The organism is Neisseria sp. P0013.S005 (assembly GCF_051958425.1).
GTDB lineage: Bacteria > Pseudomonadota > Gammaproteobacteria > Burkholderiales > Neisseriaceae > Neisseria > Neisseria subflava.
Genome location: NZ_JBQCVL010000009.1, coordinates 18,106 through 41,486 on the forward strand (window position 1 = coordinate 18,106; position 23,381 = coordinate 41,486).

The window sequence follows — 23,381 nt, forward strand, 5'->3', positions numbered from 1 at the left end:
AAAATAAAACAAGGCCGTCTGAAAGCTTTTTCAGACGGCCTTGTTTGTATGAAACCTTATTATCTAAATATCAGGCTCAAGTATTCAGAAATCCATCAAGGATTTTCTGCTTAACATATCAATTCTGAGTCAACCAATACTGCAAACCAATCAAAGTCTTACCATCTTTGATTTCATCGTTTGCCAATGCATTGCGCACCTCGTCCTTGCTCATCAGGACGGTTTCTGTAATTTCATCCTCATCGTTGCTCAACTCGCTACCCAAACGCACGCCTTGCGCTTGGTAGAGATACATTTTTTCATCGCAAAAACCGACTGCGGTGTAAAAGGTGTATAACAGTTTGACGCTGTCGGCGACATATGGCGTTTCTTCCGCCAACTCACGCAAAGCACATTCGGCAGGATCTTCGTCCGCCACATCCAATTTACCTGCCGGCAATTCCAACGTCGCCTGATCGGCGGCATAACGCCATTGACGCACTAAAACAACTTTACCGTCTTCCGTTTCCGCCAATACACACGCAGCACCCGGATGACGGATCACAACCCGTTGGCTTTCGTTGCCGTTGGGCAGGCGCACCCGATCGCGGCTGATGGTAACAAAAGAACCTTCGTAGATTGGCTCGCTGCTTAATTTAGTTTCCTTCAAATCCATTTTTTACCTCATTTCCAAAATTATTAAATATTAAAGGCCGTCTGAAATTTTACAGAAATAAACTCAGAGGGTGCCTTTTCTAATAGTTACCGCTGATGTCGTTGTTGCAAACGCTCCGTATGTGTTCGCAGCTTCTCACTATTTGCTTGGTAGTCACTTGAAGACAATACAGCAACTATTGCCTCTACCTCATGAGGAAGCAATAAGGCCGTCTGAAAATTCTTAATATAAGCCGCCGCCTGCCTAATACGGCAAACATTTGGTGGCATTTTTGATTTCAACTCACAATCACCCAAGAAAACTACCATTGAATGAAACTTCTCCTCAGGAAATTGCAATAGTTCTGACAATGCTTTGATATGAGCATAATTCTGACGCAACGGGTTTTGGAAATAATGTTTCTGTTTATAGATGATTTGCGTCCATTTAGATTGCTTTTCACTACCAAAAATCCAACCTGTGTAATTTTTAGTTTCTATCACAAATATCCCAAAAATTGAGACATAAATATGATCAATTTGTGTCGTACCATCTCGAGATGGAATAATTAAATCGTGAAACTCAGAATAAGTTTTCTCATCTAAATTTTTTCCAATTACAGAACGAACTGCTATTTCCCCCATACTTCCCTTTATTTTAGGGTTTTTCAACAGCGCTTTTAATAAAAGCAAAGGAATAATGATCAGAAAAATCCAAAATATACCTGACATACTTCCCAATATTTGTTCAATCATGACGTTTTCTTTTTTATTTAAAACTAAAAATTTATATATTTATGGTTTATTCCCGAGTACGTTCAATTTCAATACCAACCTGCGCCACATCGGGCAAGATACCCGGTTTCACAATACGGACGCGCACTTTGGCCGCACCAAAATCATTTAAAATCAATTGGGCGATATGTTCCGCCAAAGTTTCCAACAGTAAAAAATCCTGTTCTGCAAGGCTGCGGCGTACGACTTCGCATACTTCGCCATAATGGATGGTGTCGCCGATGTCGTCGCTCGTGCCGGTACGCTCGGGAACACTGATTTCCAAATCCAAAATCAAAGTCTGTTTACGCTCGCGTTCCCAATCATATAGGCCGATTAAAGTATCGGCCTTCATGCCGTACAAAAAGATTTTATCCATTTGCCTGTCCGTTTTTTTGATAGAATAACCGTTCCCATTTTAAGTAAAGCACCCAAAATGTTCAATGTACTCGCCATTATTGCCGCCTATCTTATCGGCTCCCTGTCTTTTGCCGTCATCGTATCAAAATATTACGGCATGGACGATCCGCGCACTTACGGCTCCGGCAACCCTGGTGCCACCAACGTCTTGCGCAGCGGTAAGAAAAAAGCAGCCGCACTGACCTTGCTCGGCGATGCATTAAAAGGCTTGATTGCCGTCATCTTGGCACGCTGTCTGCAAGATGCTTTAAATTTGTCTGATGCAACGATAGCACTGGTTGCCATCGCCGCATTGGTCGGCCATATGTGGCCAATATTTTTCAATTTTAAAGGTGGCAAAGGCGTAGCCACCGCATTGGGCGTCTTGCTCGCCCTTTCCCCCGCAACCGCCCTGCTCTGCGCCTTGATTTGGCTGGTCATGGCATTCGGTTTTAAAGTCTCCTCACTCGCCGCACTGGTCGCCACCGTCTGCGCCCCTATCTTCGCCTTCTTCATGATGCCGCACACCTCTTGGGCATGGGCAACCGTATTCATTGCAGCATTGGTGTTGTACCGCCATAAAAGCAATATTCAGAACCTGATTCAAGGTAAAGAAAGCAAAATCGGAGATAAAGCTGGAAAATCTTAAAAGCGTAGATACAATCAATAAAAGGCCGTCTGATAGTATATTTTTCAGACGGCCTTTTGTAGTTTCACTTGCTTTATTCACGCATAATCAGTCAATCTTAATATATTCCACCGACAGAATCTCTATAACCTCGCGTCCTTCCGGTGTATCCAAGACAACTTCATCGCCTTCGCGTGCTTTAATCAGGCTGCGCGCCAAAGGGGAAATCCATGAGATTTTGTTTTTAGCGGTATCGATTTCATCTACGCCGACGATTTTGACGGTTTGTTCACGACCGTCTCCGCGCAATAAGCCAACGGTGGCACTGAAAAAAATCTGGTCCGTCGCTTCACGCGCTTCAGGATCGACGACGACGGCAGCTTCCAAGCGTTTGGTTAGGAAGCGGATACGGCGATCGATTTCGCGCATACGGCGTTTGCCGTAAAGATAGTCGCCATTTTCGCTGCGGTCGCCATTGCTTGCTGCCCAGTTAACGATTTGGACGATTTCCGGGCGTTCTTTGTTGACCAGATGATAAAGTTCATCTTTCAGTGCCTGCCAACCGGTAGGTGTGATGTAATTTTTGGTTTCGGTACTCATGATGTGTCTAAAACATAATTAAAGGCCGTCTGAACGTTAATTTTCAGACGGCCTTTATTGTAAGTCAATTTACTTTATTCTTCATCATCACTATCGCTGATACTGATGCTGTGTTCCATTTTGCTTGGATGTACTTTCAAGCCGCCACAACCTGATTTTTCAGTAGAGAGGCGGTTCAGATACGCCTCGTCGATATCACCGGTTTGATAGACACCATTAAAGCATGAAGAATCAAAGGATTCAATTTTTGGATTGAGTGCTTTGACTACTGCTTCCAAGTCTTCTAAATTTTGGAAGACGATACCGTCCGCGCCAATCTCGGCCGAGATTTCTGCTGCGCTGCGGCCGTTTGCAATCAGTTCTTCACGGGTCGGCATATCGATACCGTACACATTCGGATAGCGCACTTCGGGAGCTGCAGAAGCAATATAGACTTTGCGCGCACCTGCCGCTCGTACCATTTCAACGATTTCACGGCTGGTCGTACCGCGCACGATGGAATCATCCACCAACAAAACGCTTTTGCCATTAAACTCGGTTTCCATCGGACTGAGTTTTTGGCGTACTGATTTTTTACGCGTTGCTTGTCCGGGCATGATGAAAGTGCGGCCGATATAGCGGTTTTTAATCAGACCTTCGCGGTAAGGTTTTTCGAGATGGACGGCAAGCTCCATCGCGCTGGGTCGGCTGGTATCAGGAATCGGCATCACGACATCGATATCGTCGACGGGCAACTCGCGTTTGATTTTTTCCGCCAAAGAAACGCCCATATCCAGACGCGCCTGATAGATGGATACGCCGTCGATGACGGAGTCGGGACGCGCGAAATAGACGTATTCAAAGAGACAAGGGCTGAGTTTGACTTTATCACCGCATTGACGCGACACGATTGAACCGTCAAAGCTGACAAACACGGCTTCACCCGGCTGGATATCGCGTTCCAAGTCATAGGCAAGTGCGTTGAAAGCAACTGATTCAGAGGCAACGGCATACGATTTTTTACCGGATTCATCGGTTTGCGAACCCAATACCAACGGACGGATACCGTGAGGATCGCGGAAGGCAACCATGCCATATCCGGCAATCATGGCTACAACACCGTATGCGCCGCGCACTATGCGGTGTACTTCGGAAACGGCGTTGAAAATATTGTCGATGGTGAGTTGATAAGGGGCTGTATTTTTAGAGACTTCGCGGCGTAATTCGTGCGCGAATACATTGAGTAGAACTTCAGAATCGGAGCTGGTATTAACGTGGCGCAGGTGTTTGTTGCATACGTTTTCATACAACTCTTCTGTATTGGTCAGATTACCGTTGTGTGCCAAAACAATGCCGAATGGGGAGCTGACATAAAACGGCTGGGCTTCTGCACTGCTGCCCGCATTGCCTGCAGTCGGATAGCGGACATGTGCAATGCCGGCATTACCGATCAAGTCGCGCATATTGCGGGTACGGAACACTTCGCGCACCATGCCTTTGCCCTTGTGCATATGAAATATATTGCCTTCGGCAGTAACAATACCTGCTGCGTCCTGACCACGGTGTTGCAACATCTGCAAACCATCATACAACATCTGATTGACCGGCTCATGACTAACCAAACCTAATACACCACACATATCGTGCTTCTCCGAGTTTGAAGATTAAATGGGTAAGCTGTCATTATAAAATAATTTAGATGAGTTTGCTCGAATTGTTGACAATATGATGCTAAATTTACGCAAATAAAAACGGACTCAGACGACCCATAGGCCGTCTGAATCCGTCAAACTCAATCATCCAATTCTTCAACTTCAGCTGCTTTACCCGAAAGATGCGGCATTGCGGTATCTTTTCCAGGCAAATAAGGCATCGCAGCATCGGCAAGTGATTCAAAATACGGAATTGTGTACGAACTTTGCCACTCTTCCGTTTTCGGCAAATCAGTGTGTGAAAAAACCATCACTGCCAGCGTCACCAAAATCACACCTTTCACTGCACCGAATACGCCGCCAAGCAAACGGTTAATGCTTCCCAAACCAACGGCAGACATCAAACTGCTTAACAGCGATCGTGCCAGTTTCTGCAACAGCCATGCCAGAAAAAACACAGCGGCAAAACCCATGGCAACCGCCAAAGAATGCGGCTCAACCGATTTAAAGACCACATCGGCAAACGGCACGGCGAGCGTTCTGGCTGCAATAAACGACACCACCCACGCCACCATCGCCCCTGCTTCGGCAATAATACCCCGTGTCAACGAGATAACGATGCAGATGACGATGACGGCGGCCGCCAACAAATCGGCAACAGGCAGATTACTCACTGGTCACCTGACCGGCAATGCCATGTACACGCAATTTGTTCAAATCGCGCTCTGCATCGCGTGCATTTTTATAACTGGCTGATTTCACGCGATACACCTTACCTTTATCGGTCATGACCTCAGTAATGGTCGAATCGATACCTGCGGCTTTCATTTTACGTTGCAGGCTTTGCGCGCGTTCTTTTTCAGCATAACCAGCCTGAATAGCGGCTTTTTTCGCAGGCTTGGCTTCTGCTGTTTCTTTTTCAGCTTTAGGTTTGGCTTTTTCAGACGGCTTCTCGGCAGTTTTTACCTTATCGGCTTTTTCTGCTTTGGCCGTTTCTGGTTTAGCCTTTTCATTTTTTGGTTTTTCAACTTTGGCTTCTGCTTTCTTAGCAGGCTCGGCCTTATCTTTTACGCTGTCTTTGCTGTTTTTGGCAGATTTACGCTCGGCAATGGCTTTCTCTGCTTTTTCCAATTGTGCCAATTTATTGCGTTCGGCAGCGGCTTCACGCTCTGCTTTCTCAGCAGCTTCCTGTTGGGCTTGTGTCTTACGGGCCGCAGCGGCACGTTGTTCAGCCTGACGTTGGCGGCGTTCTTCGGCTCGGCGCTCCGCAGCTTCACGCTTGGCAGCCTCGACGCGTTGAATACGTTCGGACTCTTCCAAGCCTTTAATATTACCGTCATCCAAAGTATCGTTGACCAAAACCAACGGCTCGCCAACATCTTCGGGAGCAGATTCACGGCTTGGCTTCAATACTTCAACCGGCGCATTATCTTCTTCGTCGCCTGCATTTTGCGGTTTATTTGATGCTTCGGCATCCGCATGGCGGGCAGCCTCCTCAGCAGCAGCGACATCTTCTTTATTCGGCTCTAAAACAACCGCCTTGCTCGGCTCATCAGCCGTTTTGACTTGGCTCTGACCGACAGGCGCTTCTTTAAACGGTGAATTTTTATCGTCGCCGGAAGTCAGCGCCAGACCGAACAGCATACCCGATGCCACCACCAAGCCAGAGGCCAAGACCAAGCGACGGCGGTTGCGACGTTTCAGTCGTTCGTAACCGTCTAAATCGTATCCGTTTAGAGTTTCTTTTTGTTTATTGTCGGACATGATAATTTCCTCGTTAGTGTTCTTTCAAAACAGCCATTACATCGGCAACAGTATGGAATGAGCCGAAAACAACGATTCTATCATTTTCGGTTGCTTTAGCCAAAGCAGCGCGGTAGGCTGCAGCGACAGTTTCAAAAACATTTACATTATCGATGCCGTGTTCAGCCAGTTTAGCCTGCAAAGCCTCCACCGTCATGCCGCGCGGCACATCTAAAGGCGCGATATTCCACTCGTCAAACTGGTCTTTAACGATTTCCAGCACGCCATCAATATCTTTATCGGACAACATACTGAATACGGCGGTACGTTTTTGGGCAAAGGCAAGGTTAATCAGGCTGCGGCGCAAAGCACGGGCTGCGTGCGGATTGTGGCCGACATCCAAAACCACCAGCGGACGGCCGGGCAAAACTTGGAAACGGCCAGGATTCTCAACCAACAGCAAACCGCGTTTAATCGCGCCGATATCAACCGGCAATTGTTCGTTCAAACATTCCAACACCGTCAATGCACACGCTGCATTGGACAACTGATAGGCACCGCGCAAAGCAGGAAACGGCAAGGAATTGCGGTTACGGCTTTGGCCGTCTGAAGATTGCGGATGGAAGCGGTAGTTCCACTGTACGCTTTCCATTGATGCAAAATCAAAATCTCGCTGAACCATCAACAATTTTGCACCAATTTCTTCTGCGTGTTTAACCAATGATTCAGGCGCAGGATTCTGACCGCATACGGCTGGCTTGCCGCTACGGAACACTCCGGCTTTCTCAAAACCAACCTGCTCGACAGTATCACCCAAAAATGCCTGATGGTCCAAATCCACGCTGGTAACAACCGAGCAGTCGCCATCGAATACGTTCACAGCATCCAATCGTCCGCCCAAACCGACTTCCAAAATCATTACGTCCACATTTTCATGCATGAAAATATCGACGGCCGCCAAAGCATTAAACTCAAAATACGTCAGAGAAATTTCGCCGCGCGCCGCTTCGATCCGCTCAAATGAGGAAACAATCAATTCATCTGAAACCGGCTGAGTGTTGATGGCGATTCGTTCGTTGTAACGCAGAAGATGAGGACTGGTCAGCGTACCGACTTTAAAACCGGCTTCTTTATAAATATGCGACAAATAGGCGCATACGGAGCCTTTGCCATTGGTACCCGCCACCACGACGACAGGACATTGCGGCACCAAATTCATGCGTTTTTTCACTTCTCCCACACGTTCCAAACCCATATCGATAAGGCCGGAACTATGGGCAGTCTCCAAATGAGAAAGCCAGTCTTGTAATGTTTTCATTGTATTTATCGCTTCAAAAGGCCGTCTGAAACAGCCGTTTAATCCATATCTGCCACAAGTTCTGCTTTGTCTTCTTTTTCCCGGCACCAGCGCGCCCACACTTTCAGACGGCGGTAAGCATCACGGCCAGCCATATCGGGCAAGATGCAGTGTTTGACTATTTTTCCGTCAACATTCCATTGTAAAAACAAAGCATAAACCGTCAACATACTGCTGTCTTGCAAAACCGCGCTTCTTCCCTCTTCCTCGCCATTCAAGTAAACCGTCGCACGGTATTGGCGGTCGATGATGATTTTTCTAACTGTATTTTGAGCGTGAAAATTAACGGTACGCCAAGCATAGGCAAAACTGCCGGCCAATGCCGCCAAATCCAGCCACATCATCCAGCCGTAAAACTCGGCAAGGCATAAGGTAAACGCCGAAAGGTGTAAGAAGACAATCAGAATTTTCAAAGAACGCGAGGGCTTTAAGGCCGTCTGAAAACTTCGCACGGCTTTACATCATATTGTCGAAAACAGGCGTAATGTTCAATTCCGCCTCTTCCATATCCAAAACCATATCGTGGATTTCGGTATCAAAAAATTCCCAAAAAGCCTTCAAGCTCATGTCTTGCGGCCATTTGCTTTTATCGATGTCCCAGCCGGCCAATTCAGCTTCAAAAATCTGCTGGTAGCGTTCGTCAAAATAAGAAATGACGGATTCGGGTTCGTCAAATTGCGGCACAAGGAATACGGAGCAGTTGGTACGCAGTTGCTCGACGGTCAGGTCGGGCATATTTTCATCGGCGGATTTCAGCCATTCCCAAAAACGGGCGGTCGGCTTCAGCACGACAGCAGTACGGTCAACAAAATACATTATTTTCAACTTTCAAAATCATTCAAACCGATCATGCCGTCTGAAATTTCAGACGGCCCGAGTTTAATGTGTCATCACCTGTTGCAGGAATTGTTTGGCACGCTCGTGTTTCGGATTGGTAAAAAATTCTTCCGGCGTTTCATCTTCCAGAATCTGGCCTTTATCGACAAAAATCACACGGTCGGCGACTTCGCGTGCAAAACCCATCTCATGAGTCACACACATCATGGTCATGCCGCTTTCCGCCAAGTCTTTCATCACTTTCAATACCTCGCCGACCATTTCAGGGTCAAGTGCGGAAGTCGGCTCGTCAAACAACATGACGCGTGGCTCCATCGCCAAACCGCGTGCAATCGCCACACGTTGCTGCTGACCGCCGGAAAGCTGACCGGGCAGCGCGTCTTTTTTATGCGCCAAGCCGACACGTTCCAAAAGCTCCATCGCTTTCTTTTCCGCCTCTTCACGGCTTTGGTTTTTCACTTTCATCGGAGAAAGAATGATATTTTCCAAGACAGTCAAATGTGGATACAGATTGAACCCTTGGAACACAAAGCCCACTTCTTCGCGCACTTTGTTCAAATCGGTTTTCGGATCGGCAACATTGATGCCGTCCACCCAAATCTCGCCGCTTTCAATGCGCTCGAGTTGGTTTACCGTACGAATCAGCGTAGATTTGCCACTGCCTGAAGGGCCGCATACAACGACCACTTCGCCTTGTTTGACTTCCAGATTCACGCCGTTGATAACGTGCAAATCTTTAAAATGTTTGTGTACATTTTTGAATTTAATCATGTTTATTTGACATTCTCTAAAATTGACCAGATTTTGGACGGCCTGTTTTTAATCTGTTTGGCGTAATGCTCGATTTTCTCACTGTTGTCCTTGGTATAAATGCCGCGACACAATATATCCAGCGCATCTTTGTTCAAGTCGCCATAACGGTTGTTGGTATATACCGACAGGATGCAGGCTTTCAGGGGATGGAAGGGAACGCCGTATTTCTGCGCATTATCCCGATTTCCAAACAGCCATGCGGTATCCACTAAAGCTGCATAGTTGCTCAAAGCTGCCGCTTTAAATAATTTTTCTTTGATCAGCGGATAATTTTTCTGCTTCTGATTTTCCAGTTTGAACACTTCATTCATCAATTTTTGTGAACCGTTAGGTGCAAGTTCGTCTTCTAAAGCTGTTTTATCATATTCGGCTTCAATATCATCAAGTAAGTCTTGCGCCGCTCCCTCGCCGTTTTCTGCGGCTTTTTTCAGCCAATAGTAAAACTCGCTTTCTTTGAGGTTTACAGGATCTGTTGTCATTTCCAACTGCATGGCCAGCAGATATTGCGCTTCAGCATCACCGGCTTTTGCTTTGCGCCGCAGGTTTTCTTCTCCGCCGGTGCCTAATGCAAATGCCGTACCGGTAATAAGTACAGCCAGCCCACACCAGACATATTTTTTCAACATTCCGTTCTCAACCTTTCAGACGACTTTTTGAACCAGATAATTGCTCAATTCCACATATTTCTCAGCGGCGATGTGTTCTGCCCTGTCCTGCGGATTGATGCCGACTGCCTGCAAATCATCATCGCCGGCAAGTTCCTTCAAATTATTGCGTATGGTTTTGCGGCGTTGATGGAAAGCCAGTTTCACCAGTTTGGCAAAATGTTCAAAATCTTCTGCTTTACCGATGCGGTGTTTCACCGGAATCATGCGCACCACGGCCGAATCCACTTTCGGCGCAGGATCAAAGGACTCGGGTGGTACTTCAATCAACATTTCCATATCGAAGAAATATTGTAGCATCACGCCCAGACGACCATAGTCGTTGGTTTTCGGCTGCGCCACCATGCGTTCGACCACTTCTTTCTGCAGCATAAAGTGCATATCGATCACATCGTCTGCCACTTCGCTCAATCGAAACAAAAGCGGCGTGGAAATATTGTACGGCAGGTTGCCGACAATTTTTTTCTTGCCTTCAATGCTGTTGAAATCAAACTGTAATACATCACCTTCGTGTATCACCAATTTATCTGCAAACGGCAAGGTTTTCAGACGGCGTACGATGTCTCGGTCGATTTCGCAAACATGTAGGCAGTTGAGTTTTTTCGCCAAAGGCTCGGTAATAGCTGCCAAGCCCGGGCCGATTTCAATCACGATATCATCGGGCTGCGGTCTGACTGCGTTGACAATATCGCTAATAATCCGCGTATCCTGCAAAAAATTCTGCCCGAAGCGTTTCCGGGCCTTATGTTCTTTCATATCTTTCTTCAAGCAAGCTGTTTAAGGCAGTATTGTAACTGAAACAGGCGTTTTTGTCGGCACGCTTTCAGACGGCATTTGCCTAATTTTAAGCAAACGGCGGCGCTTCCAAACCCAAAGATTTCAGTAGTTGCGCGGTCTCATAAACCGGCAAACCCATCACGCCGGTAAAACTGCCCTGCAAATGCTCGACAAATACGCCTCCCAAGCCCTGAATCCCATACGCACCGGCTTTATCCATCGGCTCACCGCTGGCAACATAGGCTGCAATCTCCTCAACCGTCAACGTTTTAAAGCGCACTTCGCTCGTCTGCACCACATCATGGCGCACGCCTTGCCAGTAAACGCATACAGCCGTCAGCACTTGATGCGTCCGTCCGGACAAACGTTCCAGCATATCGACCGCATCCGCTTCGGATTCCGGTTTACCCAAAATAACCGCACCATCCGCCACCGTCGTATCCGCCGTCAATACAGCAAACTCAGGCTCTTGATCATGAGCAGTAAACCATTGCTCCACCGCTGCCTGATTTTTCTCGCAGGCCATACGGCGTACATACTCTACTGCGGCTTCGTCTTCTTTAGGGGTTTCATCAATATCCGCAGGAAGGCGGCGTACTGTGAAACCCAAATTTTCCAAAATCTCACGACGGCGCGGACTGCCCGAAGCCAGATAAATTGCGTTCATTGTATTGGTTTTCCTTATTTTGAAATTTTATGCTGGCCGGACAGGCGGACATAATGCGCAGAGGAATACGTCAAAAATTCCTTTTCCTCATCCGTCAGCGGACGCACTTGTTTCACAGGCGAGCCGACGTATAAAAAACCGCTTTCTAAACGCTTGCGCGGCGGCACCAAACTGCCCGCGCCTATCATCACATCATCTTCGACAACCGTATCGTCCAAAATAATCGAGCCCATGCCCACCAACACACGATTCCCAATTCGGCAGCCATGCAGCATGACCTTATGCCCAATCGTCACATCATCGCCGATAATCAAAGGCGAACCGTCAGGCTTCACCGCATTCTTATGCGACACATGCAAAACGCTACCGTCCTGCACATTACTGCGCTTGCCGATAGAAATGCTGTTCACATCGCCGCGCAATACGGCATAAGGCCAAATCGATACATCTTCCGCCAGCGACACTTCGCCAATCACTACCGAAGTCTCATCTACAAAACAAGACTCATCAACCGACGGCACATAATCCAAAAACGCACGAATAGGGTTTGCCATTTCCAATATCCTTTTCTCAAAACCAAAACTGATCAGGCCGTCTGAAAACACGGCGTAAAACGATTTTATACTACAACAATACGAAATCAAGCTAGAAAATCATCAAAAGGCCGTCTGAAACAGTTTTCAGACGGCCTTTCAGCATAAACCCTTTATCTTGGCTTACCACTATTTATCATTAGCGCCCCAACTATATTTTATGGAATAATCGTCTTCATTTCATTCTTGGAGAAGCCGATGGAGACACGTTCGGGAAATCATGCAGCACCCCTGCTGGTCGTCGGCTGCGTCGTCTTCGGCTTGGGCAGTTTGATCGTCAAATTTGTCGATGTCGGCTCTTACGCCATCGCATTTTGGCGCTTGCTGATCGCCGCCCCTATATTCTTCCTACTCGGGCGTTTTTTCAGACAAAAAATGCCCACGAAAAGAAAAACGGTTGGCTACGCAATCTTATCCGGCGTTTTCCTCGCATTCGACCTCGCACTTTGGCACGAAAGCATTCACGCCGTAGGCCCCGGCATTTCAACCTTGCTCAACAGCCTGCAGATTTTCTTTTTAGCCGCCATCGGCTTCTTTTTTTATTCAGAACGTTTAAGCACCCTGCAAATTTTAAGTTTGATATTGGCCACCATAGGCGTCGCCTTAATCGGCAGTCCAGAGTTCAGCCATAACAACAATGCTGCATGGGGATTTGTCAGCGGCGTAGTGTCCGGTGCCATGCTGGCCCTGTCTATGGTCTTTGTACGCAAAACCCATGAGCAGGAAAAAGTCGGTTTGTTTCCTCTGATGATGATTTTAAGCTTCGGCGGCGCAATGGCGCTGGTCATCCCATCTCTACTATTCGATGCCGCCCATCTATACCCCAAAACTTTAAACGATGTGATTCTAGTCTCCATCTATGGCATCGTCATGCAATGCTTTGCTTGGGCATTAATTGCTTACGCCATCCCGCTTTTATCCTTATCACTGACCGGCCTGCTACTGCTCTCCGAACCAGTCGCCGCCATGTTGATCGATTATTTCTGGCTGGATAAACCGATTAATACCGTCCAATGGAGCGGCGCCACTTTGACTTTATTGGCGATTTATTTAGGTTCGTTAAAAGACAAAAAATAGATACAAAAAGGCCGTCTGAAAAATTTCAGACGGCCTTTTAATCTGTTATTGCTTATTGGATACTGGTACCAATACGGCTGAGTTCGCCAAAGTTCATCCAAACGAAAAAGGCTTTACCGACGATTAGTTTGTCATCAACAAATCCCCAGTAACGGGAATCGGCGCTATTGTCGCGGTTGTCGCCCATCGCGAAATAACGGCCTTCAGGAACTTTACAGATAAAGCCATTACCGTCTTCTGCATATTCGCAATTTTCCAAACCGCTTGTTTCAAGCGAGTAATTGCTTTCAGGCATCACTTCGGAGATGTATTTGTTCAATACAGCAATAGATACGGAAGGTTGACCGGCCTCTTTGACCACATCAAAGTTTTTGCCGTTTAAGGCCGTATGAAAACGCTCAAGCGTATGAATCATAGACGGATCGGTATCATCTGCGTATTGATAATTGCCGTTTGGTTTTTCGGAAATAATTTCACCGTTAACAGTCAAAACCTTATCACGGTATTCCACAACGTCGCCCGGAATACCGACGATGCGCTTGATGTAATTCATCTCAGGCTGAAGTGGATAATTGAACACCACGACATCGCCTCTGGCAATGTTGCCGACAGGGATAATGACCTTATTCAAAATCGGCAGGCGGATACCGTAAGAAAATTTGTTCACCAAGATAAAATCGCCTTTGACCAAGCCCGGACGCATGGAGCTGGACGGAATTTGGAACGGCTCGGCAATAAAGCTGCGCAATACAAAGATAACCAAGATGATGGGAAAAAAGCCACCCATGTAGTCGGTAAAATGCGCATTGTCTTCGCCGGTCTCGCTTTTTTTCAGACGGCCTTTATGGATTGCCCAAACAATACCGGTGAACACGACAAACACCAGTAATACGGCGGTAAAGCTCATAAACTCGGACAAAATGCCGAATACGCCGACCATACACAGGAGATAACTCCATTGCAGGCCGGAGCTCCATTCGCCGTTTTCCTGACGCTCTTTACTGCTTTTGAAGTTGAGGACCAAGCCGGCCAGCAGTACAACGATTGCGCCTAAAGTCAGATTTATACTCATTATTTATCACTCACTTGCAGAATCGCCAAGAATGCGCTTTGCGGGATTTCCACATTGCCCACTTGTTTCATGCGGCGCTTACCTGCTTTTTGTTTTTCAAGAAGTTTTTTCTTACGCGTAATATCGCCGCCGTAACATTTCGCCAAAACGTTTTTACGCAGTGCTTTGACGTTCTCACGGGCGATAATCTGACTGCCGATGGCGGCCTGTACGGCAATATCAAACATCTGGCGCGGAATCAGTTCGCGCATTTTTGCTGCCAGCTCACGACCGCGGTGAACGGCGCTTTGACGATGGACAATCAGGCTCAGGGCATCGACTTTTTCGCCGTTGACCATAATATCAAGCTTAATCAAATCAGACGGTTGGAACTCTTTGAAATGATAGTCCAACGAAGCATAGCCGCGCGAAGTCGATTTAAGCTTATCGAAGAAGTCCATGACAACTTCGTTCATCGGCAAATCATAAGTCAGCATGACTTGGCGGCCCATGTATTGCATATTAACCTGAACGCCGCGCTTTTGGTTACACAGAGTCATGACGTTGCCGACATATTCCTGTGGCACGAGGATGGTCGCAGTGATAATCGGCTCAAGAATGGTTTCGATGGTGCTGATTTCAGGCAGTTTGGACGGGTTTTCAACTTCGATTTTCTCGCCGTTTTTCAACACAACTTCATAAACCACCGTTGGCGCAGTGGTAATCAAGTCCATGTCGAACTCGCGTTCCAAACGTTCCTGCACGATTTCCAAGTGCAACAGACCCAAGAAGCCGCAACGGAAGCCGAAGCCCAATGCTTGGGAAACTTCAGGCTCAAATTTCAACGAAGCATCGTTCAGCTGCAATTTTTCCAAAGCGTCACGCAAGGCTTCGTAGTCGTGGCTTTCTACGGGGTAGAGACCCGCGAATACCTGACTTTGCACTTCTTGGAAGCCGGGCAGCGGCTCAGAAGCAGGGTTGGCAACCAAGGTAACCGTATCACCGACTTTCGCCTGACCCAATTCTTTTACGCCGGTAATCAAAAAGCCTACTTCGCCGGCTTTCAGTTCTTGTTTTTGAACCGATTTCGGCGTAAATACGCCCAGCTGCTCAACCTGCGTTTCCGCCTTGGTGCTCATAAAGCGCACTTTGTCTTTCAGCTTGATGGTGCCGTTTTTCACTCGAATCAGCATGACCACGCCGACGTAGTTGTCAAACCACGAATCGACAATAACCGCTTGCAACGGCGCATTTTCATCACCGGTCGGCGCAGGGATTTTGGCAACGATTTCTTCCAAAACATCTTCCACACCAATACCGCTTTTGGCAGAACATTGAACCGCACCGACGGCATCAATGCCGATAATGTCTTCAATTTCCTGCTCCACGCGCTCGGGTTCTGCAGCAGGCAAGTCGATTTTGTTCAAAACAGGCACAACTTCCACGCCCAAATCAATCGCGGTATAACAGTTCGCCACGGTTTGCGCTTCTACACCTTGAGACGCATCGACCACCAAAAGTGCGCCTTCGCAAGCCGACAGCGAACGGGATACTTCATAAGAGAAGTCGACGTGTCCCGGAGTATCAATCAGATTGAGCTGATACACCTGCCCATCGCGTGCTTTATAGTTGAGCGCGGCGGTTTGTGCTTTAATGGTAATGCCGCGCTCTTTTTCGATGTCCATGGAGTCGAGCACCTGCGTACTCATTTCGCGCAAATCCAAACCGCCGCAGTATTGGATAAAACGGTCGGCAAGCGTCGATTTACCATGGTCGATGTGGGCAATAATGGAGAAATTCCGTATGTTTTTCATATTGTTATTAAGATAAATGCAATTAAAGTCGGAAAGGCCGTCTGAAAAAACAGGGATTCGGTTTTCAGACGGCCTTAGAATAAGGTTGAATCGTTCCGTATTCTAACGGAAATTCAACGTTTCTGCATGATTTTATAGCGATTTGACAATCTCGGTTACCATCTTCGCCGAGCTGACGGCCGCCGTTTTCAAAAACTCTTCAAAGCTGATGTCCGCTTTCTCATCTGCCGAATCGGATACGGCGCGAATAATCACAAACGGCACTTCTAACTGGTAACAAGTCTGCGCAATCGCCGCAGCTTCCATTTCCACTGCTTTGACCTCAGGGAAATGGCTGCGGATTTCCGCGACACCTTCGCTGCCGTGCACAAAACGGTCGCCACTAACAATCAAGCCTTGCGTTACAGCCGCACCTTCAAACACTTGCGCCGCCTTTTCTGCTTGGCGAATCAAGTTTTCATCCGATGCAAACGCAGCAGGAAGTTGCGGTACTTGCCCCCAAACATAACCAAAAGCCGTTACGTCAACATCGTGATGCGCCACAGTTTCGCCGATGACCACATCGCCGACCTTCAATCCTTTGCCCAAACCTCCTGCACTGCCGGTATTGATGATGCAATCCGGTGCAAACTGATGAATGACCCAAGAAGTCGAAACCGCTGCATTAACCTTACCGATACCGCTTAAAACCAATACCATGCGTTTTCCTGCCAACTCGCCTTCATACGCCGAGAATTTACCGAAGGACACATGCTTGACATTAGCCATGCTTTCACGCAAAAGCTCGATTTCCTGCTCCATTGCGCCGACCACGGCAATTGTTTGTACTGACATCTCGTTACCTTTCCATTCACTAATCGGGCAACATTATAACAGCAGAATTTAAAATCACAGGGATACTGAAAAATCTGCTATATTCCCAGAACGACACTCAATTTAAAACAGATTGACGCTCGAGCTGGCAAACAGCAAATAATGGTTGCTTCTGTTATAATTATTCTCAATGAAATAACTTAATATTAACTATCTGAATTCTTATGTTTGACGAAAATACTCCGGGTGCAAAAGAAGAATTGTTCGCTTGGCTACACCATATGAACACATACAAAGGCTCCGACCTTTTCATTACCACCAATTTCCCGCCGGCCATGAAAGTGGACGGCAAAATTACGCGACTGAGTGATGAGCCGTTGAGTGCTGAAAAATGTATGGAAATCGCTTTTTCGATTATGTCTTCCAAACAAATCGAAGAATTTTCTTCCACCAACGAATGCAACTTCGCCATCAGCCTGCCCGATACCAGTCGCTTCCGTGTCAATGCCATGGTTCAACGCGGTGCAACAGCTTTAGTGTTCCGCTCCATTACCAGCAATATCCCGAAATTTGAAACGCTCAATCTGCCCCCTATTCTGAAAGACATCGCCCTCAGAAAACGCGGCCTGATTATTTTTGTCGGTGGTACAGGTTCGGGCAAGTCCACTTCTCTCGCCTCCCTTATCGACTATCGAAACGAAAACAGCTTCGACCACATTATCACCATCGAAGACCCGATTGAGTTTATCCACCAACACAAAAACTGCATCATCACCCAACGAGAAATCGGCGTAGATACCGAAAATTGGCCGATTGCGCTGAAAAACACCCTGCGCCAAGCACCGGATGTTATCTTGATTGGCGAAATCCGCGACCGCGAGACCATGGACTACGCTATTTCCTTCGCGGAAACCGGCCATTTGTGTATGGCGACACTACATGCCAACAATACCAACCAAGCGCTCGACCGCATCATCAACTTCTTCCCCGAAGAGCGCCGTACCCAGTTGCTGACAGACTTGTCGCTCAACCTGCAAGCCTTTATTTCACAAAGACTGATTCCCCGTGAAAGCGGACGGGGTCGTGTGGCGGCGGTCGAAGTTTTGCTCAATTCGCCGATTATTGCCGACTTGATTCAACAAGGCGAAGTCCACAACATCAAAGAAATGATGAAAAAATCAACCGGCATGGGCATGATCACTTTTGACCAAGCCTTGTATGATTTGTATGAAAACGGCGATATCAGCTATAAAGACGCTATTAAAAATGCCGACTCCCCCCATGACTTGCGCCTAGACATTCAATTACGAAGCCGTCGTGCGCAAAATGCCGGTCCGGATTTAGAATTGATTTAACAGCTTCAAAGCATAGAAAAGGCCGTCTAAAACCTTACTACGAGTTTCAGACGGCCTTTATTCCATCAAATAATCAAGCCTGTTTCAGTTTTGCATCGGCATCACGCAATGCAGTACGCAGACCTTCCTCGATAACCGGATGGTAGAACGGCATATCCAGCATTTGCGGAATCGTCATCTTCATTTGATGCGCCCAAGCCATCAAGTGTGCCAAATGTTCGGCAGCAGGGCCGACAACTTCCGCACCAATGAAACGGCCGGTCGCTTTCTCAGCATACAAACGCATATGGCCTTTGTTGACCAACATAACGCGGCTGCGGCCTTGATTTCGGAAGGAAACCTCGCCGATGACAAACTCATCAGGCTGATATTTCGCCGTAACTTGCGCGTATTTCAAGCCGATAGTGGCAATTTGCGGACTGGTGAATACCACGCCGATTACGCTACGGCGCAAACCGCCCTCAATATTCGGGAAAATAGCGGCATTGTGGCCGGCAATTTTGCCTTGGTCGGAAGCTTCATGCAGCAGAGGCAATTGATTGGACGCATCGCCTGCGATAAAGATATGCGGAATGCTGGTTTGCATGGTCAACGGATCGGCAACAGGCACGCCACGCGCATCTTTTTCGATATTCAGGTTTTCCAAACCGATATTGTCCACGTTCGGACGGCGACCGGCGGCAGCCAAAGCATATTCGGCATGGAACACACCTTTTTCGCCATCTTGTTCCCAATGAACTTCAACATTACCTTCTGCATCCAATTTGACTTCGGTTTTGGCATCCAAATGCAAAGTCAACTCTTCACCAAAAACGGTTTTGGCTTCTTCAGCGACAACAGGATCGGAAATACCGCCAATCGCACCGGCTACGCCAAAAATCTCAACTTTTACGCCCAAACGGTGCAAAGCCTGACCCAACTCTAAGCCGATTACGCCAGGGCCGAACACGGCCACACTCTTAGGCAAGGTATCCCAAGAAAAAACATCATCGTTCACAATCAAGCGATCGCCTAAAACTTCCCACTGTGGGAAAATCACAGGGCGCGAACCGGTGGCAATCACAAAACTTTTTGCAGTAATTTGAGTGTGGTCATCAATTTGGACGGTGTGTTCATCAACAAATTTTGCCGTACCCATAATACGCTTGTCGGCAGGCCACTCTTCTACATCGCTGACTACAAAACCGACAAAACGGTCGCGTTCGGACTTCACGCGGTGCATGACTTCTTCGCCGTTTACCGTTACGCTGTCTTTATCCAAATGTACGCCAAACGGATCGGTATGCAGAGCATGATGGCGCGCTTCCGCAGCCGCAATCAGCAATTTGGACGGCATGCAGCCGACACGTGCACAAGTTGTTCCGAATACATTGTTTTCAATCAGGTAAACATTGTCTGTATGAAGTCGGGCATTGCGAAATGCGCCCATACCGGCTGTACCGCCACCCAGTACTACCACATCTGCTTGAATCTTTTTCATATTTTATCCTTACTGTCTATATCCAAACCGATATTGCCATCAGGTTATCCGTTTTCAGACGGCCTAAACTTCATAAACTATCAAAATCTAAAAATTAATAGCCAATACCTAAATATCGATTTAAAACAATAATCTCAAATTCTACTTGTAAATATAGAGTTATTCAGAACGCCGATTTGCAAACGTCGTTTGAATAACTCTATATTTGGGTCTTTCAGACGGCCTTTTCAAGCCGTCTTAAGCATACAGGCAATTAGTTTTTAGCCAAGTAAGCTTCCAAGTCTTCGCTGCCGCCGATGTATTTGCCGCCGATGAATACTTGAGGAGCAGTCATCTTGCCGGTAATAGCGCGTACGGAAGTAACAGTTGCATCTTTGCCCAATACGATTTCTTCGTAAGACAAACCTTTGTCTTGCAGAGCTTTTTTAGCTTTAGCACAGAATTGGCAGCCAGGTTTGGTGAAGATGGCAACAGACTCTTGAGCTTTCCACTCGGGAGCAATAAATTTCAACATAGTGTCAGCGTCAGACACTTTGAAAGGATCGCCTGGTTCTTCAGGTTCGATAAACATTTTTTCAACCACGCCGTCGTTAACCAGCATGGAGTAACGCCAAGAGCGTTTACCGAAGCCCAAGTCTTCTTTGCCAACCAACATGCCCATGCCTTCAGTGAATTCACCGTTGCCATCAGGAATCATGTAGATGTTGTCAGCTTCTTCTTCAGCAGCCCAAGCGTTCATTACGAAAGTGTCGTTTACAGATACGCAGTAGATTGCGTCAACACCGTTTTCTTTGAACGCGCCAAACAATTCGTTGTAGCGTGGCAGATGAGAAGAAGAGCAAGTTGGAGTAAATGCGCCAGGCAGAGAGAACACGACTACTTTTTTGCCTTTGAACAAATCATCAGTAGAAACATCTTTCCAAGTGTCGCCAACGCGAGTGCGGAATACTACGGAAGGTACTTTTTGACCGGTACGATCTTGCAAAGCCATTTTTAAGCTCCTTAAAAATTCGGGTTTGAGAAATGAATCAATGCTTGCATTTTAATGCAGGCCTATCGATTTGTATAATTTATAGTTCAAATAATATTAATTACATCAAACTATCAATTCAATTAAACCGAAAACAGCTGTTTCTTTAAATGGAGGCCGTCTGAAATAAAACAAGTACCTGACTGAAATTATTTTTTAGGTAAGGGCTGAACGGGAGAATCCGAAGCCACAATTTCACCGATGGCTGTTTCCGCAATATCCTTCAAAACATAGCGGTCTTTATCCGACATGTCTGTCGGTTTGTATTGAGGCGAGAAATCCAAACGGATACGGATTTTCTTCATAGAAACAATACGCCATAAAGACTGAAACAGGTTTACCTCCGCATAGGATGGCAGATCCGTCCGTTGTCCTTCGCCATCATAATATCGCAAAGTTACTGCCTGAATCGGCGCTTTCGCATCAATAGCCGATTGAAACAGGGCTGCTTTAAACGGCAAAATACCCAAGCCAGAAGAAGTGCGTGCCTCGGGAAAGAAACTGACATTTTGCCCTGCTTTCAATGCCGCACAAATCGCCTGATTAATCGGCTCGATATCACGGCGGGAATTGCGCTTAATAAACACCGTGCCGGCATTTTTACCCATTTTCCCCAAAACCGGCCAGCCGCTAATTTCCTGTTTCGCAATAAAACTGCTCGGATAAACGGCACTCATGGCAAAAATATCCAACCAAGACACATGATTGGCCACCACCAAAGTACCGCTCACATTTCCTTGCGGCGGTACGCCGATTTCCAATTCGATATCCAAAGCATCCAACGCACCTTTTCCCAAAACAACCACAGCGTGATTGCGTTCCTCTGCATTGTTGCCATCGATGGCACGCAAATCCCGACCGGTTCTGAATAACCAAGCTGCCAAACGGCAAAGTCTGCCCAGTCGTTTAAAAAAAGGAGCTTTTTGTTTAGACATAAAATTTCTTCTGTATTGTGTTCATTATTTTCAGACGGCCTCTGACATTTAAGGCCGTCTGAAACTATTTCTGGCAATTTGGACAATAAAATGTTCCACGCTGCCCCAAAGTTTCTTTAAAAATCAGCCCGCCACATTGGACACAAGGCTCATTGTGGCGGCCATAGACCGTATACTCCTGCTGAAAGTAGCCGCTTTTTCCATCGCTATTAACGAAGTCTCGCAGCGTACTGCCGCCGGTTTCAATCGCCCTTTGCAGAACCGCTTTAACGGTTTCCACCAATAATGCGCATTCTTTTTTGGTCAGCTTATTCGCCGGACGCAATGGCGAAATACCTGCCTTAAACAGACTTTCATTCGCATAAATATTGCCAACGCCAACCACCACCGCATTATCCATCAGCGCTAATTTAACTGCTCGCTTTTGGTTTTTCAATTTCTGATACAGGTAATTTGCATCAAAATCGTCCGAGAGCGGCTCCGGCCCCAGTTTTTCCAACAGCGGATGATGCTCGGCAATACCCTCATACCACAATACCGCACCAAATTTACGCGGATCGTGATAACGCAATACGGTACCGTCATCAAATACAAAATCCAAATGATCGTGTTTATCTGGTGTGGCGATACGCTCATCATCGGCGGTAAAAATCCGCAAACTGCCGGACATACCTAAATGAATAAGTAAAATACCTGTTTCAAAAGTAATAATCAAATACTTCGCACGACGGTTGCATGCCAAAATTTTGCGCCCGGCCAAAATTTGCGCCAAGTTTGGATGGATAGGCCATCTCAATTTAGACTGGCGAATAATGACTTTTTCTATCTTCTTGCCATCAATATGCGGCGCGATTCCGCGTAAAGTCGTCTCCACTTCAGGTAATTCAGGCATCATTATTCTCCAAATCCATATATAGGCCGTCTGAAAACTATTCGGTCAAACGCGCCGTACTTAAAGCAACCGTATTGCCATCGAATGCAGATTCCAATTCAGGCAAAGGATGGACACCAATTAAATGTCTCGTTAAAACCACACCATAAACCGCCGCACATTGAGGCCACCACCTATCCCCCGCCTTTTCCATAAACCGCCAAAACCGCAAAGCAGATGGCGAATTCACAGCAGGCAGATAATCCATAAACTGCCCATATTCCATTTCAAAACCAATAGCGGCAATTTTTCGTTTCAACTCAGCCAGCGCCAAGCATTGAGATTTCATAGGCAATCTTTTGCCATCAAACCACGAGCTCAATCCCCACAAAGATTTAGGGTTAAATCCCGTCAAAATCAACCTGCCCTCGGGTTTTAATATCCTAAATGCCTCTTGCAACACCAAATCGGCAGATGAAATTTCCAAAAGATGGGGCATCAATAATACATCCACAGAATGCGTTTCAAATGCCAACATTTCAGCATCCATCCGCACATCGCGCGGCACCACAATCATATTTTCAGACGGCCTCTGCCATATACCGCCTAATTGAACTGCCACTTGGCCATTCAAATATTGCAAATGCCGTCTGAAAAAATCCGCCTCTTTTTGAGCAAGATATTGTCCCATTGGCGTTTGCATAAAAAAAACTTCCATTAAAGACTCCCCTATGCATTCTGGCTTGTGTGACAGAATTTTAACACCACGGCCACATCATACAAGCAAATTCCCTGCTCGACTTGACGTTTGAATGCTGAAACGATACCATCGAAAAGA

At 46.8% G+C, this 23,381-nt stretch carries 26 protein-coding genes; 3 read left to right on the forward strand and 23 right to left on the reverse strand.

Translation table 11 applies throughout. From position 1 onward, the window contains the following. Nucleotides 1–118: 118 nt before the first annotated feature. The 3 genes from ACTHTA_RS09035 to folB form a co-directional block, all read right to left on the reverse strand. The gene (locus tag ACTHTA_RS09035; RefSeq protein WP_283121409.1) at nt 119–655 is read right to left on the reverse strand and encodes an NUDIX hydrolase; all 537 of its coding nucleotides are present in this window, start codon (nt 653–655) and stop codon (nt 119–121) included. An 86-nt stretch (nt 656–741) separates the two neighbouring features. Then, on the reverse strand, nt 742–1,389 hold the full coding sequence (locus ACTHTA_RS09040; RefSeq protein WP_049350621.1) for a nuclease-related domain-containing protein: 648 nt from the start codon (nt 1,387–1,389) through the stop codon (nt 742–744). Between the two features lie 46 nt (nt 1,390–1,435). Further along, nucleotides 1,436–1,786 (reverse strand): dihydroneopterin aldolase, encoded by a 351-nt coding sequence (folB, locus tag ACTHTA_RS09045; RefSeq protein WP_308887954.1) that lies wholly within the window; start codon nt 1,784–1,786, stop codon nt 1,436–1,438. Between the two features lie 57 nt (nt 1,787–1,843). On the opposite strand from folB, the gene plsY reads away from it, so the two are divergent. Continuing rightward, the gene (gene plsY, locus ACTHTA_RS09050; protein ID WP_250589775.1) at nt 1,844–2,455 is read left to right on the forward strand and encodes a glycerol-3-phosphate 1-O-acyltransferase PlsY; all 612 of its coding nucleotides are present in this window, start codon (nt 1,844–1,846) and stop codon (nt 2,453–2,455) included. Between the two features lie 87 nt (nt 2,456–2,542). Here plsY and greB read toward each other — a convergent pair whose 3' ends face one another. The 12 genes from greB to ACTHTA_RS09110 form a co-directional block, all read right to left on the reverse strand. After that, nucleotides 2,543–3,034, reverse strand: a complete 492-nt coding sequence (greB, locus tag ACTHTA_RS09055) for a transcription elongation factor GreB (RefSeq protein WP_003685038.1) — start codon at nt 3,032–3,034, stop codon at nt 2,543–2,545. 74 nt (nt 3,035–3,108) lie between these two features. Then, nucleotides 3,109–4,653: an amidophosphoribosyltransferase gene (gene purF / locus ACTHTA_RS09060; protein ID WP_308887953.1), complete on the reverse strand. Its 1,545-nt coding sequence runs from the start codon at nt 4,651–4,653 to the stop codon at nt 3,109–3,111. Between the two features lie 152 nt (nt 4,654–4,805). Beyond that, a complete protein-coding gene (locus tag ACTHTA_RS09065; protein ID WP_070631308.1) occupies nt 4,806–5,339 on the reverse strand; it encodes a CvpA family protein in 534 nt (177 codons plus the stop codon). Continuing rightward, a complete protein-coding gene (ftsN, locus tag ACTHTA_RS09070) occupies nt 5,332–6,429 on the reverse strand; it encodes a cell division protein FtsN (RefSeq protein WP_440364553.1) in 1,098 nt (365 codons plus the stop codon). The genes ACTHTA_RS09065 and ftsN overlap by 8 nt, the downstream gene beginning before the upstream one ends. A 13-nt stretch (nt 6,430–6,442) precedes the next feature. Next, entirely contained in the window at nt 6,443–7,726 is a 1,284-nt protein-coding gene (gene folC, locus ACTHTA_RS09075) for a bifunctional tetrahydrofolate synthase/dihydrofolate synthase (RefSeq protein ID WP_295846320.1), read from the reverse strand. 38 nt (nt 7,727–7,764) lie between these two features. Further along, nucleotides 7,765–8,217 (reverse strand): protein YgfX, encoded by a 453-nt coding sequence (locus ACTHTA_RS09080; protein WP_308887951.1) that lies wholly within the window; start codon nt 8,215–8,217, stop codon nt 7,765–7,767. A gap of 4 nt (nt 8,218–8,221) precedes the next feature. Then, a complete protein-coding gene (locus tag ACTHTA_RS09085; RefSeq protein WP_250589770.1) occupies nt 8,222–8,581 on the reverse strand; it encodes a hypothetical protein in 360 nt (119 codons plus the stop codon). A gap of 63 nt (nt 8,582–8,644) precedes the next feature. After that, nucleotides 8,645–9,373 carry an amino acid ABC transporter ATP-binding protein gene (locus ACTHTA_RS09090; RefSeq protein ID WP_003747231.1) on the reverse strand — a complete coding sequence of 243 codons (729 nt, stop codon included), beginning with the start codon at nt 9,371–9,373 and terminating at the stop codon, nt 8,645–8,647. Between the two features lie 2 nt (nt 9,374–9,375). After that, complete coding sequence (locus tag ACTHTA_RS09095; RefSeq protein WP_308887948.1) at nt 9,376–10,041, reverse strand: sel1 repeat family protein; 666 nt, start codon at nt 10,039–10,041, stop codon at nt 9,376–9,378. A gap of 15 nt (nt 10,042–10,056) precedes the next feature. Continuing rightward, a complete protein-coding gene (gene rsmA / locus ACTHTA_RS09100) occupies nt 10,057–10,836 on the reverse strand; it encodes a 16S rRNA (adenine(1518)-N(6)/adenine(1519)-N(6))-dimethyltransferase RsmA (protein ID WP_308111166.1) in 780 nt (259 codons plus the stop codon). An 88-nt stretch (nt 10,837–10,924) separates the two neighbouring features. Then, complete coding sequence (locus ACTHTA_RS09105; protein WP_308887946.1) at nt 10,925–11,524, reverse strand: Maf family protein; 600 nt, start codon at nt 11,522–11,524, stop codon at nt 10,925–10,927. 14 nt (nt 11,525–11,538) lie between these two features. Further along, nucleotides 11,539–12,078: a gamma carbonic anhydrase family protein gene (locus ACTHTA_RS09110; RefSeq protein WP_036472921.1), complete on the reverse strand. Its 540-nt coding sequence runs from the start codon at nt 12,076–12,078 to the stop codon at nt 11,539–11,541. 237 nt (nt 12,079–12,315) lie between these two features. On the opposite strand from ACTHTA_RS09110, the gene ACTHTA_RS09115 reads away from it, so the two are divergent. Beyond that, complete coding sequence (locus tag ACTHTA_RS09115; protein ID WP_308887944.1) at nt 12,316–13,194, forward strand: DMT family transporter; 879 nt, start codon at nt 12,316–12,318, stop codon at nt 13,192–13,194. A 52-nt stretch (nt 13,195–13,246) separates the two neighbouring features. Here the strand turns inward: ACTHTA_RS09115 and lepB are convergent, their stop codons facing one another. The 3 genes from lepB to ACTHTA_RS09130 form a co-directional block, all read right to left on the reverse strand. Then, complete coding sequence (lepB, locus tag ACTHTA_RS09120; protein ID WP_049351468.1) at nt 13,247–14,266, reverse strand: signal peptidase I; 1,020 nt, start codon at nt 14,264–14,266, stop codon at nt 13,247–13,249. Further along, nucleotides 14,266–16,059 carry a translation elongation factor 4 gene (gene lepA, locus ACTHTA_RS09125; protein WP_049351467.1) on the reverse strand — a complete coding sequence of 598 codons (1,794 nt, stop codon included), beginning with the start codon at nt 16,057–16,059 and terminating at the stop codon, nt 14,266–14,268. Before lepA ends, lepB begins: the two co-directional genes overlap by 1 nt. Before the next feature lie 132 nt (nt 16,060–16,191). Further along, nucleotides 16,192–16,893, reverse strand: a complete 702-nt coding sequence (locus ACTHTA_RS09130; protein WP_308887943.1) for a 5'-methylthioadenosine/adenosylhomocysteine nucleosidase — start codon at nt 16,891–16,893, stop codon at nt 16,192–16,194. A 203-nt stretch (nt 16,894–17,096) separates the two neighbouring features. Here ACTHTA_RS09130 and ACTHTA_RS09135 point away from each other — a divergent pair, with 203 nt between their 5' ends. After that, a complete protein-coding gene (locus ACTHTA_RS09135) occupies nt 17,097–18,227 on the forward strand; it encodes a PilT/PilU family type 4a pilus ATPase (protein ID WP_313971340.1) in 1,131 nt (376 codons plus the stop codon). A gap of 73 nt (nt 18,228–18,300) precedes the next feature. On the opposite strand, the gene ACTHTA_RS09140 is transcribed toward ACTHTA_RS09135, so the two are convergent. The 5 genes from ACTHTA_RS09140 to ACTHTA_RS09160 all read right to left on the reverse strand — a co-directional run bounded on the left by ACTHTA_RS09140 (nt 18,301) and on the right by ACTHTA_RS09160 (nt 23,261). Further along, nucleotides 18,301–19,707: a dihydrolipoyl dehydrogenase gene (locus ACTHTA_RS09140; protein WP_003685068.1), complete on the reverse strand. Its 1,407-nt coding sequence runs from the start codon at nt 19,705–19,707 to the stop codon at nt 18,301–18,303. A gap of 253 nt (nt 19,708–19,960) precedes the next feature. Next, nucleotides 19,961–20,698: a redoxin family protein gene (locus ACTHTA_RS09145; protein WP_003685261.1), complete on the reverse strand. Its 738-nt coding sequence runs from the start codon at nt 20,696–20,698 to the stop codon at nt 19,961–19,963. Nucleotides 20,699–20,886: 188 nt separating this feature from the next. Beyond that, complete coding sequence (locus ACTHTA_RS09150) at nt 20,887–21,672, reverse strand: 1-acylglycerol-3-phosphate O-acyltransferase (protein ID WP_308887941.1); 786 nt, start codon at nt 21,670–21,672, stop codon at nt 20,887–20,889. A gap of 64 nt (nt 21,673–21,736) precedes the next feature. Then, complete coding sequence (mutM, locus tag ACTHTA_RS09155) at nt 21,737–22,564, reverse strand: DNA-formamidopyrimidine glycosylase (protein WP_137041614.1); 828 nt, start codon at nt 22,562–22,564, stop codon at nt 21,737–21,739. Between the two features lie 37 nt (nt 22,565–22,601). Beyond that, entirely contained in the window at nt 22,602–23,261 is a 660-nt protein-coding gene (locus ACTHTA_RS09160) for a class I SAM-dependent methyltransferase (protein WP_137040955.1), read from the reverse strand. Nucleotides 23,262–23,381 lie beyond the last annotated feature (120 nt).